Source organism: Parahoeflea olei, assembly GCF_001703635.1.
Classification (GTDB): domain Bacteria; phylum Pseudomonadota; class Alphaproteobacteria; order Rhizobiales; family Rhizobiaceae; genus Hoeflea; species Hoeflea olei.
Genome location: NZ_LQZT01000042.1, coordinates 43,078 through 56,264, shown reverse-complemented (window position 1 = coordinate 56,264; position 13,187 = coordinate 43,078). Strand labels below are relative to the sequence as shown.

General features: G+C 64.4%; 11 protein-coding genes. All 11 read left to right on the top strand.

Translation table 11 applies throughout. From position 1 onward, the window contains the following. The first annotated feature begins 110 nt into the window (after positions 1–110). Positions 111–1,085 (top strand): flagellin N-terminal helical domain-containing protein, encoded by a 975-nt coding sequence (locus tag AWJ14_RS16955; protein WP_066181912.1) that lies wholly within the window; start codon positions 111–113, stop codon positions 1,083–1,085. A gap of 271 nt (positions 1,086–1,356) precedes the next feature. Next, positions 1,357–2,331 (top strand): flagellin N-terminal helical domain-containing protein, encoded by a 975-nt coding sequence (locus tag AWJ14_RS16950; RefSeq protein WP_066181909.1) that lies wholly within the window; start codon positions 1,357–1,359, stop codon positions 2,329–2,331. Positions 2,332–2,603: 272 nt separating this feature from the next. Then, positions 2,604–3,581, top strand: a complete 978-nt coding sequence (locus AWJ14_RS16945) for a flagellin N-terminal helical domain-containing protein (protein WP_066182717.1) — start codon at positions 2,604–2,606, stop codon at positions 3,579–3,581. Between the two features lie 312 nt (positions 3,582–3,893). Continuing rightward, on the top strand, positions 3,894–4,511 hold the full coding sequence (locus AWJ14_RS16940) for a hypothetical protein (RefSeq protein ID WP_066181906.1): 618 nt from the start codon (positions 3,894–3,896) through the stop codon (positions 4,509–4,511). Then, positions 4,508–5,758, top strand: a complete 1,251-nt coding sequence (locus AWJ14_RS16935) for a MotB family protein (RefSeq protein ID WP_066181903.1) — start codon at positions 4,508–4,510, stop codon at positions 5,756–5,758. The genes AWJ14_RS16940 and AWJ14_RS16935 overlap by 4 nt, the downstream gene beginning before the upstream one ends. A gap of 2 nt (positions 5,759–5,760) precedes the next feature. Continuing rightward, a complete protein-coding gene (locus AWJ14_RS16930; RefSeq protein ID WP_139112683.1) occupies positions 5,761–7,404 on the top strand; it encodes a chemotaxis protein in 1,644 nt (547 codons plus the stop codon). Beyond that, positions 7,401–8,831, top strand: coding sequence for a flagellar hook-length control protein FliK (fliK, locus tag AWJ14_RS16925; RefSeq protein WP_066181900.1), 1,431 nt, complete (start codon positions 7,401–7,403; stop codon positions 8,829–8,831). The genes AWJ14_RS16930 and fliK overlap by 4 nt, the downstream gene beginning before the upstream one ends. After that, a complete protein-coding gene (locus tag AWJ14_RS16920) occupies positions 8,800–9,351 on the top strand; it encodes a transglycosylase SLT domain-containing protein (RefSeq protein ID WP_425349657.1) in 552 nt (183 codons plus the stop codon). Before fliK ends, AWJ14_RS16920 begins: the two co-directional genes overlap by 32 nt. Positions 9,352–9,632: 281 nt before the next feature. Next, a complete protein-coding gene (gene rem, locus AWJ14_RS16915; RefSeq protein ID WP_066181897.1) occupies positions 9,633–10,304 on the top strand; it encodes a transcriptional activator Rem in 672 nt (223 codons plus the stop codon). Between the two features lie 117 nt (positions 10,305–10,421). Further along, positions 10,422–11,684 carry a flagellar hook protein FlgE gene (locus AWJ14_RS16910; protein WP_066181894.1) on the top strand — a complete coding sequence of 421 codons (1,263 nt, stop codon included), beginning with the start codon at positions 10,422–10,424 and terminating at the stop codon, positions 11,682–11,684. 37 nt (positions 11,685–11,721) lie between these two features. Continuing rightward, positions 11,722–13,185, top strand: a complete 1,464-nt coding sequence (gene flgK / locus AWJ14_RS16905) for a flagellar hook-associated protein FlgK (RefSeq protein ID WP_066181891.1) — start codon at positions 11,722–11,724, stop codon at positions 13,183–13,185. Positions 13,186–13,187: the final 2 nt, after the last annotated feature.

Sequence of the window (13,187 nt, the reverse complement as noted above, 5' to 3'; positions counted from 1 at the left end):
GTCCGATGCGTTCGGGTTCCGACAGGCATGACGCCATCTCGCCGTGACCGGTAAATCCATAAGTCCGGTATGTCCCTCCTCAGTATCTCGTAAAAACAAGGGACACCCCTATGACAAGCATCATGACAAACTCTTCGGCGATGGCTGCCCTGCAGACTCTCCGGTCGATCAACTCCGACATGGAGTCCACGCAGAACCGCATTTCGTCGGGTTACAGGGTCCAGAACGCTGCCGACAACTCCGCTTACTGGTCGATCGCGACCACCATGCGCTCCGACAACAAGGCCCTTGCAACCGTTCAGGATGCTCTGGGTCTCGGCGCCGCCAAGGTGGACGTGGCCTATACCGGTATGGATTCGGCCATCGACGTGGTTTCCGAAATCAAGGTCAAGCTCCTGGCCGCACGCGAGCCGGGCGTCGACAAGACCAAGATCAACAAGGAAATCACCGAGCTCAAGAACCAGCTCGTGTCGATCTCGGAATCGGCTTCGTTCTCGGGTGAGAACTGGCTGAACAACACCGCAACCACCGCTTCGGGCACCAAGAACATCGTCGGCGGCTTCAACCGCGACTCGTCCGGCCTGGTGACGATCACGACGCTCGATGTGAACACCACCTCGACCACCCTGATCGGTGCGGCCAACGAAAGCCTCGGCATCCTCACCAAGGATATCGACGCCAACGCGCTCGACCCGAACGCCACCACCACCACCGCCCGCAACTACTACCTGATCGACACCGGTTCGACCACGGGTACGCAGGCCTCCGGTACGGCGATCACGCTCACGTCGGCCACCACCGACACGCAGGTCGACGACATGCTCCGCGCCGTCGATTCGATGCTGAGCCAGATGACCGACGCCGCCTCCAACCTCGGTGCGGTCAACAAGCGCATCTCGATGCAGGAAGACTTCGTCTCCAACCTGATGTCCTCGGTGGACAAGGGTGTGGGCCGTCTGGTCGACGCTGACATGAACGAGGAATCGACCCGCCTGAAGGCACTGCAGACGCAGCAGCAGCTGGGCATCCAGTCGCTGTCGATCGCCAACAACAGCTCGCAGAACATCCTGTCGCTGTTCCGTTAAGCTTGGCACGCATCGCGGCTCCCTTTCCGGGAGCCCGTTTGAAGAACGCCGGGGAGCGATCCCCGGCGTTTTTTTAACCCACTGAGAAAATTTAAAATCTTCCAGTTCGGATTAAACCTTCTGTAACCATAACCCGTCATTAATGTGCTCGGTAAAGCGACGGGCCGTCCAGAACGTAATGAGTGGCGGCAGGCATGAAGCGTATCCGTAGCTGCCGGTGTTTGAGTCCGGCATGTCCCGTGTAATTTCGTGTCTAAAGGGACGATCTACTATGACAAGCATTATGACGAACGCCTCGGCGATGGCCGCACTGCAGACCCTCCGTTCGATCAACTCCGACATGGAGACAACCCAGAACCGCATTTCTTCGGGTTACAAGGTCGCCACTGCAGCCGACAACTCCGCCTATTGGTCGATCGCGACCACCATGCGCTCCGACAACAAGGCCCTGGCAACCGTTCAGGACGCTCTGGGTCTCGGCGCCGCCAAGGTGGACGTGGCCTATACCGGTATGGATTCGGCCATCGACGTGGTTTCCGAAATCAAGGTCAAGCTGCTGGCCGCGCGCGAGCCGGGCGTCGACAAGACCAAGATCAACAAGGAACTGACCGAGCTCAAGAACCAGCTCGTGTCGATTTCGGAATCGGCTTCGTTCTCGGGTGAGAACTGGCTCAACAACACCTCCACCACCGCTTCGGGCACCAAGAACGTCGTCGGCGGCTTCAACCGCGATTCCAACGGCCTGGTGACGATCACGACGCTCGACGTGAACACCACCTCGACCACCCTGATCGGTGCGGCCAACGAAAGCCTCGGCATCCTCACCAAGGATATCGACGCCAACGCGCTCGATCCGAACGCCACCACCACCACGGCCCGCAACTACTACCTGATCGACACCGGTTCGACCACGGGTACGCCCTCTTCGGGTACCGCCATCACGCTGACCTCGGCCACCACCGACCAGCAGGTCGACGACATGCTCCGCGTCGTCGATTCGATGCTGAACCAGATGACCGACGCTGCCTCCAACCTCGGTGCGGTCAACAAGCGCATCTCGATGCAGGAAGACTTCGTGTCCAACCTGATGGACTCCATCGACAGCGGCGTGGGCCGGCTGGTCGATGCGGACATGAACGAGGAATCGACCCGTCTGAAGGCGCTGCAGACGCAGCAGCAGCTGGGCATCCAGTCGCTGACGATCGCCAACACCAACTCGCAGAACATCCTGTCGCTGTTCCGTTAAGAGCGAACGAGCCAGTCAGTCCCCGGACTGACGCGGTTATCCCCGAACATCAAGGCCGCATCGGAAACGATGCGGCTTTTTTTCGTTCTCGCTCAAATACCTGCAAGAAGTTGGGGTTGAGTTAACTACCGATTAACCATAAACGTTTAGACCTTGATTACCGACGGTGAACCGGGATGCATGGGCAATGTATGCACCGGTCTGCATGATGCAAGATCACCGTAACCGGAACTTCGGCCGGTATGTCCCTGGGCAATTTTTGGGGCATTCACATGACCAGTATCATGACCAACACCGCCGCCATGGCGGCACTGCAGACGCTTCGGACCATCAACTCCGATCTTGAAATGACGCAGGCGCGCGTCTCCTCCGGCTTCCGTGTGGAAAATGCCGGCGACAATGCCGCCTACTGGTCGATCGCCACCACGATGCGGTCCGACAACAAGGCCTTGTCGACCGTCAAGGATGCGCTCGGACTTGGCGCCGCCAAGGTCGATATCGCCTATACCGCGATGAACAGCTCGATCGACGTGATCACCGAGGTCAAGGCCAAGTTGCTGGCAGCCCGCGAGCCCGGCGTCGACAAGACCAAGATCGACAAGGAACTGACCGAGCTCAAGAACCAGCTCAAGTCGATCTCCGAATCGGCCTCGTTCTCCGGCGAGAACTGGCTCAACAATTCCTCCACCGCCGCGGCCGGCACCAAATCCGTGGTCGGCGGCTTCAACCGCGACGTCAACGGCCTGGTGACCATCACCACGCTCGACATCAACGTCACCAGCCTGACGATGATCGGTGCGGCCAACGAAAGCCTCGGCATCCTGACCAAGGATATCGACGCCAACGCGCTCGATCCGGACGCGACCACCACCACGGCCCGCAATTACTATCTGATCGATACCGGCTCGACCACGGGTACGCCCTCGTCCGGTGCCGCCATCGCGCTGACCGCGACCACCACCGACCAGCAGGTCGATGACATGCTGCGCGTCGTCGATTCGATGCTGAGCCAGATGACCGACGCGGCCTCCAATCTCGGCGCGATCAACAAGCGCGTCTCGATGCAGGAAGACTTCGTCGCCAACCTGATGGACTCCATCGACAAGGGTGTGGGCCGTCTGGTCGACGCCGACATGAACGAGGAGTCGACGCGGCTCAAGGCACTGCAGACACAGCAGCAGCTGGGCATTCAGTCGCTGTCGATCGCCAACACCAACTCCCAGAACATTCTCTCGCTCTTCAAGGGCTAAGCGAAAGACCGTCCTGATCGGGGACGGATCGGGAGACTTCATTCCGCTGTGCCGCCGGTCATCGGCTATGGTGGATCAGTTGGACCGCGCCAAAATTGCCCTTGGTGCGGTCCAACGGCGTTTTGGGCACGGCATCTGCCCCAGATGGGGACCGGCCGGGCGGATGCTGTTCATGTTCACGCAAGTTTTGCTCTCTAGGATTCTGCCGGTGACCGCTTGGGTGCGCGCGTCCTGCGGCGCCCATCGTCGCCAATCGAAGGATATGATGTTGACCCGGCACCTGCCAGCCACTGTCCTCAGCCGGAGAAGACCATGACGGCCAGCCTTGCCCGGTACCTGCCGGATTTCGAAGGGACGCATATCGCGGCCTTTCAGGTGTCGCGTCACGACGGCGCGTCCACCCCACCCACGCTCCCTGCCATCGACATTGCCTCCGAGCGCGCCGCGGCCCGTGCGGAAGGCGAGGCCGCCGTGCGCGCCGAACTTGCCGCGCGCCACAAGGCCGAACGCGAGGCCGAGGCCGCGCGTCACGCGGCGGAACTCGAGGCGCTGCGGGCCGAGCTCGAGGTGAAGGCCGTGGCCACGCTTGCGGGCGCCTTGGCCGCGCAACGCGCCGAGATCGCCGAACAGCTCGCCGACGGCGTCGAGGCGGTGCTGGCCCCGATTGTCGACCGGACAATCCGCGCCCGGATGGTCGCGGCCCTCGCCGCGGAGATCCGGGACAGTCTCGATCCCGAGGCCGCCGGCCGCATCGTCGTCTCCGGGCCGGAAGGCCTGGTCGTCGCGCTGCGCGAGACCCTGGGGCCTGCCGCCGACAAGCTCGTCGTCCGCGACGGCGGCGGCATCGACATCGAGGTGGAGATCGACCGTACCCGCTTCGCCACCCGCATGGCGGCCTGGGCGGACGCGCTGGCGGAGACCGCTGAATGAGCGACTCCTCGACCACCCACCAGGGCAAGAACGAAATCATCATCGTCAAGCGCCGGCGCGGTGGCGAGGACGGTCATCACGGCGGCGTCTGGAAGATCGCCTATGCCGACTTCATGACCGCGCTGATGGCGTTCTTTCTCGTCATGTGGCTGGTCAATGCCGCCAACGAGGAAACCAAGGCGGCGGTCGCGAGCTATTTCAACCCGATCAAGCTGATGGACGACCAGCCGACCGACCGCGGCATCAAGCAGGTCGGCAACAGTTCCGACGGCGAGGCGACCAAACCCAAATCCCAGACCGACGGCGACGCCACCACCAATGGCCAGGGCGCCGAATCCGGCCAGATGGAAAACACCACCGCCGGCGAAAAACAGTCCTATTCGGAAGCCGATTACTTCGAAAACCCCTATTCGGTGCTGGCAGAGATCGCCCAGGAAACCGGGACGCAGACCAATATCTCGTCGAAGGGCGACGGCGGGGCAGCAGAATCCGGCCCGGCCACCGGCGCTTCGGGCGGCGAGGCCTATCGCGATCCTTTCGATCCGGATTTCTGGACCAAGCAGATGGCGCAGCAATCGAGCGCGCCCCCCGAGGATGGCCAGGCCATGGTCCAGCTCGACCCGGTGGTGCAGAGCGGTGTCGGACCGGGTCCTGTGCCGGCTGCCGCCGATGCGGCTGCTGCGGGCAATCCCGACGCCGGTCCGCAAGGCGACAAGATGGCCCCGATCGACGGCGAGGGCGGCTCCGGCGCGCAACAGTCGCCCGAACAGCTCGCCAGGGCCGAGGTCGAAGCCGAGGCGCTCAAGGACGAGATCTCGAAGGCGCTCGGCGGCGAACTGGGCAAGCTCGCCGAAGGCATCACCGTCACCCCGTCCGAAGGCGGGCTTCTGGTTTCCATCACCGACCAGCTCGATTTCGGGATGTTCGAGGTGGGCTCAGCCGTGCCGGGGCGCGATCTCGTCGTGGCCATGGAAAAGATCGGCGAGATCCTGTCCGAGCGCAAGGGCGCGATCGCCATCCGCGGCCATACCGACGCCCGGCCCTTCGCGTCCGGCACGGATGACAACTGGCGGCTTTCGATGGCGCGCGCGCATTCGGCGCTGTTCATGCTGGTGCGCGGCGGCGTTCCGGAAGAGCGGATTGTCCAGGTCTCGGGCTTTGCCGACCGGCGCCTGAAAGACCCCTCCAACCCGCTCTCCGAGGTCAACCGCCGCATCGAGATCCTGGTCGAGACCGAAGGGAGCTGACCGTGCCGCGCCTGTCCCGTCCCGGCCTCCTGCACGTCGCCCTGCTTGCAGCGGCGACGTTCGCCGTCCCGGCCGCAGCCGAGACGGCGGCACCTGCCCATGAGACGGCCGGCGACCCGGCTGCGCCCGCCGAAGCCGCACCGCATGCTGCGCCCGCCCATGAGGCGGCCGGTGCACCCGCGGAAGCCGCGCCGCACGAGGCGCCCGCTCCCGAGGCTGCCGGGCACGCCGCTGCGGATGCTGCAGCTTCCGACGTCTCCGCGCACGACGCCCCGGCACACGACGCCCCCACCCACGACGTCCCAGCCCACGGCGTCCCAGCCCAAGAAGCGCCTGCCGGGGAAGCGCCAGCGGAGGTCGCCGGTCCGGCCGGGGAGGCGCCCGCGCAGGCAGGCCTGGCCGCGCCCGGCTTTTCCATGGACGGCGATCTCGATTCGCTCGCCCCCTACAAATTGATGCGCTCGCTGCAATTCGTTCAGGATGCGGTGGTGCGCGGCGATCACTCGGCCATGGAAATGCAGCGCTTCCTGATCGGCGTCATCGACAGCCGGCTGCGCAGCGCCGACCAGAAGGTGTTCGACGATCCGCGCAATGTCGATGCCGCGCTGGTCTATGCCATGAGCGGCGGCAATCCCGAGACCCTCGACATTCTCGCGGCCAAGGACAAGTTCGGCAATTTCGACAACGAAGTCACCACCGTGCTCCGGGCCTATCTCAATGGCCGCGCCGCGAAGACCAAGACGACGCTCTCCGAAGTGGTCGAACTTTACCGCGACACCGAGATCGGGCCTTACCTGACCCTTGTCGCGGCCAATGTGATGGCGGCGCTGAACAAGGACGACGAGGCGCTCGAGATGTTCGACTGGGCGCGACTGACCTTGCCGGGCACGCTGGTTGAGGAAGCCGCGCTGCGCCGGTCGCTGTTCGTCGCCGCGCGCAAGAACCTGGTCGACCGGGCACTGCTCTATGCCGAGCTCTATGCCCGGCGCTTCATCAACTCGCCCTATGCCGGCCAGTACGCCGACCTGCTGGTCGACCTGGTGGTGCCCAACTACGGCAAGGTGGGCAACCAGCGGCTCGAACAGATCCTGTCCTTCATGGACCGCCCGCGCAAGCGCGAGGTCTATCTGCGGATCGCCCGCAAGGCGGTCATCTCGGGGCTGCGCGATCTCGCGGTCTTCGCCTCCGCCAAGGCCGAAGAACTGCTCGACCCCGAGGACACCGCGCCGCAGACGCTCGCCGATCTCTATTCCGGCATGGCCCGGATTCCGACCGATGGCGTGGGCGGGGTTCTGGCCCGGCTCGAAGCGCTGCCGGAGGCGCAATTGTCGCAGCGCGACCGGGCCTTGCGCGATGCCGCTCGGCGCATCGCCGAGGACGTTCTGCGCAAGCCGGACCCCGACAGCCTCACGCAAGCAATCGGGTCCAATGTGGGGACACCGGAAGGCGGGGATCCGCTCGGTGGCCGTCCGCCCGTCGAAGGCGACAATGGCAACACCGGGCCCGAACAGACCCTTGCCGCCGGGATGGATGCGGCCACGGCCGCGGCAGACGAGGCCTTCCAGGGCTTTGTCGCCACCAGCAAGGACGCGCTCGACCGCATCGACAAGATGCTCGAGCAGGAGAAGAAGGATGCAGGGTCGTGAGCACCTTGGATATTGTCTTGCCGCGACAGGTGCCTGTCCGCCCCCCGCTCAATGGCGGCGGCGAGGGCCCGAAGTCGGACCCGGCCGACCGCTCCGGCGGTGATGCGTTTTCCTCGCTGCTGGCGGGACAGAAGCGTCCGTCCTCCGGGGATCGCGACCAGGTCTCCGGTGAGGCCGGCGCGAAAGCCGATGCCGCCAAACCCGAGCACGAAAGCGAAGAGGACCTGACGGAGGCGGAAGGTTCGTCGAGCGCCGACGCCATGCTCGCGCTGCTGGCAAGCCTGCGGTCGCAGACGCCGGTCGCGGAAGACGAGATCACCCCGTCGGCAGACGAGCCGGCTGCGGATGCCGGCGATGACGCCGTTGCGGCCGACCCCGACGCGAAGGTCGTCAAGGGCCGGGCCCGGCCGGACAAGGATGACATGGCGGCTGCCGACAAGCCGGCCGCCGCACCCGCGGACGGCAAGGCTGCCGCTGCCGCCACCCGCCCCGAGACCGTGCCCGCAGGCACCGCCGCGCATGCCGCCGCAACCGCCGCCCAGGCCACCCGGACCGCGCCCGCCCAGGCGGTGGCGCAGGGGGCTGCCACGGCCGCCGCGCCTCGCACCGAGGCGCCGTCCCGCGCCAGGACCCAGGGCGACGACACCGTACGGACCAGGGACACCGCTGCGGCCGAATACAGGGAAGCCCTGCGCGCGCTCGGCGCGGCGCGGGACTCGGGCGCAAGCTCCCGGGCCACGACATCCGCCGACGCCCGTGCCGAAGGCGGGGCGGGGCGCCGGAGCGCGGGTTCCGGCGACGAGGCTGTGTCCGCAAGGGCAGGGCAGCCGGTCGAGGTCATCGAATCGCGCCGGTTCATGCCGTCGCAGTCGCTTGCCGGCAATGCGCAGATGCTTGCGCGCTCGCTGGCCGAGGCCACCGATTCCGCCTTGTCGACCCACCGCGCCGCTGCGGCCCAGGCCGCAAACGCAGCGCAGCCCGCCACCGGGCAGACGCTGCACACGCTCAAGCTCCAGCTCAATCCGCTGTCGCTCGGCAGCGTCACGGCGGTGCTCAAGCTCACCGGTGAAGAGCTGTCGGTCGCCATCCAGGTGGAAACCGGCGAGGCTTACCGGCAGCTCAAGGACGACAACCAGGCCATCGTCAAGGCGATGCGCGCCCAGGGCTATTCGGTGGACAGCATCACGGTCCAGCAGATGACGCCGTCCGACCGGTCTTCCGGCCAGAACGCGCAGCAGCAGGGCGCCCAGGGCGGGTTCCAGGGCCAGGGATCGAACGGCTCGGGCGATGCGCAGTCATCGGCGGGCCAGCGCAACGAAGGCAACAGCTCGGGTCATCAGGGAGGCCGGCAGAATGGCGGACAGATCCGTGAACAGGTCTCGCATCCGGGCGCTGCTGCTGGCCGCGCTGACGGCGTTTATCTGTAACGCCGGCACACCCGGCACCGCGCGGGCCGCAGCCGGCGTGTGCGAGGCGGAAATCCTGGCTGCGGCCAAGACCTACGGGGTGCCGCCCGGCATCCTCTATTCCGTCGGACTGACCGAAACCGGACGCAAGGGATCGCTCTATCCCTACGCGCTCAACATCGAGGGCAAGACGGTCTACGCAAAGGACCGCAAGGAGGCGCTGGTCGAGTTCGAACGGGCGAGAGCCGAAGGCAAGAAGCTGATCGACCTGGGATGCATGCAGATCAATCACCGCTACCACGGCGCCGAATTCGCCTCCGTGACGGCGATGCTCGACCCGCGCGCCAATGTCGATTACGCGGCGCGGTTCCTGGCCCGGCTGCACGCCCGTCATGAGACATGGACCATGGCGGTGGCGCGCTATCACGCCGGCCCCGACAACGATCCGGCGCAGAAGCGCTATGTCTGCCGGGTGATCGCAAACCTGGTGGCGACGGGCTACGGAGCCTGGACGGATGGCGCCAGAAGCTTCTGTCGTTGACGCAACCTGAGCGCGAAAATTCGTGTCGAGGAACTGCTTCTGGGTAATGTGACGGCAAAGAGGCAAAAGTTAACGGTGCAAGCGAAAAATTAAGCTTTTGTTAACTTTTGGCCGAGGAAATAGTCCTTATCCACAGCTATCCCACTAGATCTAGCCAAATCAGTGCGAAACATGGTTAATCAACTCTGAATTCACACCCTGCCGAATTCATAGTTTACCCAAATTCACCCAATTCGTACCTCTATCAGCGTGATGTACCACACTGATTCGGAGGCGGACGAATGATCGTAGTGGTTGATGACCGGCAATTGGTCAAAGACGGATACTCATCTCTTTTCGGCAGGGAAGGCGTGCCCTCGGCAAGCTTCGATTCCCATGAATTTGGCGAATGGGTCCATGCGGCGGCGGACTCCGATCTGGAGGCTGTCGAAGCCTTCCTGATCGGGCAGGGCAGCCGGACGCTGGACCTGCCACGGGCGATCCGTGACCGGTCGCAGGCCCCGGTGATCGCGGTCAGCGATACGCCGTCCCTGGAGTCGACGCTTGCGTTCTTCGACAGCGGCGTCGACGACGTGGTGCGCAAGCCGGTCCATCCCCGGGAAATCCTGGCCCGTGCCGCGGCGATCCGCCGCCGGCTGAAGAGCCTGGCCACCCACACCGACATCGGCCCGATCCGCGTGTTCTCCGACGGACGCGACCCGGAAATCGACAATCAGGTCTTCGCCCTGCCGCGGCGCGAGCGGCGGATCCTGGAATATCTTGTCGCCAACCGTGGCCGTCGCGTGACGAAGCAGCAGATCTTCAACGCCATCTACGGCATCTTCGACGAGGACGTCGAAGAGAACGTCGTCGAAAGCCACATTTCCAAGCTGCGCAAGAAACTGCGCAAGAAGCTGGGTTTCGATCCGATCGATTCCAAGCGGTTCCTCGGCTACCTGATCGACTGGAACTGACGCTGTTGCCGCCGGTCGAGCCCTTCGACCGGCGCTTTGTTTAGAGGTGCCGGAAACAGGTTCACGCAAGGCCCGCCAGCTAGTCTGGGAATATCGTTTGAAACGAGGATAGACGCGATGAGCCTTTATGGAATGATGAGCACGGGTGCTTCCGGAATGAACGCCCAGGCCAACCGGTTGAGCACGGTGGCGGACAATATCGCCAACGCCAACACCACGGCCTACAAGAAGGCCTCGGTGCAGTTTTCATCCCTGGTTCTGCCCAGCGCCAACGGCTCGTACAATTCGGGTGCCGTCTCCACCGACGTGCGCTATGCGATTGCGCAGTCGGGCAACCTTGAATTCACCACCTCGGGTTCGGACCTCGCCATCGATGGCGACGGCTTCTTCATCGTCGAGGATTCGGCCGGCATCCCGTTCCTGACCCGCGCCGGTTCCTTCAAATCCGATGGCCAGGGCAACCTGGTCAATGCCGCCGGGTTCACCCTGCTCGGCTACGATTACAACAGCGGCGTTCCTGCCCCGGTCGTCAACGGTTTCGACGGCCTGGTGCCGGTCAACATCTCCGCTGGCAGCCTGTCGGCGAAAGCCTCGACCACCGGCATCTTCTCGGCCAACCTCAAATCCAGCTCGACCGCGGTTGCCGCCGCCGATCTGCCGTCGACCAACTCCCCGACCGCCGAGTATACCCACAAGAGCTCGCTGGTGGCTTATGACAATCTCGGCGGCGAAGTGCTGCTCGACTTCTATTACACCAAGACCGGGGCCGACACCTGGGAAGTCTCGGTCTACGACCGCGCCGGCGCAACCGCGGGCACTTCCTTCCCCTATGCATCCGGACCGCTCGCCACCACGACGCTGACCTTCGACCCCACCAATGAGGGGCAGCTGGCAGCTGCGAGCGCGACCGACATCACCTTTAACGTGCCCGGCGGCGCCTCGCTCAACATCGACCTGTCCGGCATGACCCAGCTCAACTACGCCTTCACGGTCGATGATGCCGACGTCAACGGCAACGCGCCCAGCGCGGTTGAAAACATCGTCATTTCCAAGGACGGCACGATCTACGCCAAGCAGGAAAACGGCGAACTCAAGCCGCTCTACCGTATGGCGCTGGCCACCGTGTCGAGCCCGGACAAGCTGCGCCCGATGGCGGGCAACGTGTTCCAGCAAGGCGTGGATTCCGGCGTCATCACCACCGGCTTCGCCGGCTCCGGCTCCTTCGGCCAGATCGTCTCCAACGCTCTGGAAAGCTCCAATGTCGACATGGCCCAAGAACTCACGGACATGATCGCCTCGCAACGCAGCTACACAGCAAACTCAAAGGTCTTTCAGACGGGGTCCGATCTCATGGACGTGCTCGTCAATCTCAAGAGATAGCTTTGCCAGTTCTGGTATGAAGAAAGGTTAGCGTATCATGTCCTTGTCCTCGGCGATCAGTTCCGCCCAGACGTCTTTGTCGAATTATGCGACGCAGACCAGCATTCTGGCGCGAAACATCTCCAATGCCTCCAATCTCGACTATTCGCGGCGGGCGGCCATTCTGTCGACATCGACGGTCGGGGCGCAGGTCGTCTCGATCCAGCGCGCCCAGGACGAGGGCCTGTTCCGCAAAACCATCACCAGCATGTCTGTGGCCTCCGGCCAGCAGACCTTGCTGAGTGGGCTGAGCGATCTCAAGAACATCTTCGGCGGCAACGATTACGAAAGTTCGCCCGCCTCGCTGATCGCGGGAATGCGCGACACCCTGGCGAGCTATGCGGCCAAGCCCGGCGAGAGCACGCTGGCGCAGACCGCCATCGCCGACGCCAACACCGTGGCGATGGGGCTGCGCGACGCTTCGGCGGCGGTGCAGAACGTCCGGTACCAGAGCGACCAGGAAATCTCGCGCCAGGTTCACACCCTCAACGAATTGCTGTCCCGTTTCGAGGCCAACAACAAGGCGGTCTATTCCGGCACCCAGACCGGCCGGGATGTCAGCGCCGAACTCGATGAACGCGACGCGCTGCTCAAGGGGATCTCGGAGATCGTCGGCGTGACCACGGTCACCCGCGATGGCAACGACATGTCGCTCTACACCTCCGACGGCACGACGCTGTTCGAGACCTCGGCGCGGCAGGTGACCTTCAAGGCCTCTTCGGGCTTCGCCGCCGGCATCGCCGGCAACTCCATCTATATCGACGGCGTGGCGCTGTCCGCGGGCACGGGTGCGACGACCACCTCGCGCGGTTCGCTGCAGTCGCTGCTGCAGATCCGCGACGTCTATGCGCCGACCATGCAGGAGCAGCTCGACGAGATCGCCCGCGGCCTCATCACCACGTTTGCCGAGACCGACCAGTCGGCCGTGCCGACGCTGCCCGACGCCCCCGGTCTCTTCACCTGGGTCGGAGGCACGGTGCCTCCCGCGGGCACGATCGTCCCGGGCATTGCAGCCACGATCACCGTCAATCCGGCGCTGGTGCAATCGCAGGGCGGCAATCCGCAATTGCTGCGCGACGGCGGCATCAACGGCGCGGCCTATGTGGCCAACGCCGACGGCAGCGCCGGCTACTCGTCGCTGCTCGATTCCTATGTGCTGGCGCTCGACACGCCGATGGCGTTCGATCCCGATGCCGAGCTGTCGAGCTCGCTGAGCCTGGTGGATTTCGCCGCCGATTCCGTCGGCTGGCTCGAACTCAACCGCAGCGAGGCCAATTCCGCCCAGGTGACCCGCGAGGCCACGCGCTTCCGGACAAGCGAAGCGCTTTCGAACGAAACCGGCGTGTCGCTGGACGAGGAAATGTCGATTCTGCTCGAACTGGAGCAGACCTACAAGGCGTCTGCCCGGTTGATCTCGGTTGTCGACGAGATGCTCAAGGCGCTTCTGGCAGCAGCAGGGTAAGA

Coding starts and splice junctions, on each gene's coding strand:
- AWJ14_RS16955 (WP_066181912.1), top strand. CDS start 111: ATGACAAGCATCATGACAAACTCTTCGGCGATGGCTGCCCTGCAGACT.
- AWJ14_RS16950 (WP_066181909.1), top strand. CDS start 1,357: ATGACAAGCATTATGACGAACGCCTCGGCGATGGCCGCACTGCAGACC.
- AWJ14_RS16945 (WP_066182717.1), top strand. CDS start 2,604: ATGACCAGTATCATGACCAACACCGCCGCCATGGCGGCACTGCAGACG.
- AWJ14_RS16940 (WP_066181906.1), top strand. CDS start 3,894: ATGACGGCCAGCCTTGCCCGGTACCTGCCGGATTTCGAAGGGACGCAT.
- AWJ14_RS16935 (WP_066181903.1), top strand. CDS start 4,508: ATGAGCGACTCCTCGACCACCCACCAGGGCAAGAACGAAATCATCATC.
- rem (WP_066181897.1), top strand. CDS start 9,633: ATGATCGTAGTGGTTGATGACCGGCAATTGGTCAAAGACGGATACTCA.
- AWJ14_RS16910 (WP_066181894.1), top strand. CDS start 10,422: ATGAGCCTTTATGGAATGATGAGCACGGGTGCTTCCGGAATGAACGCC.
- flgK (WP_066181891.1), top strand. CDS start 11,722: ATGTCCTTGTCCTCGGCGATCAGTTCCGCCCAGACGTCTTTGTCGAAT.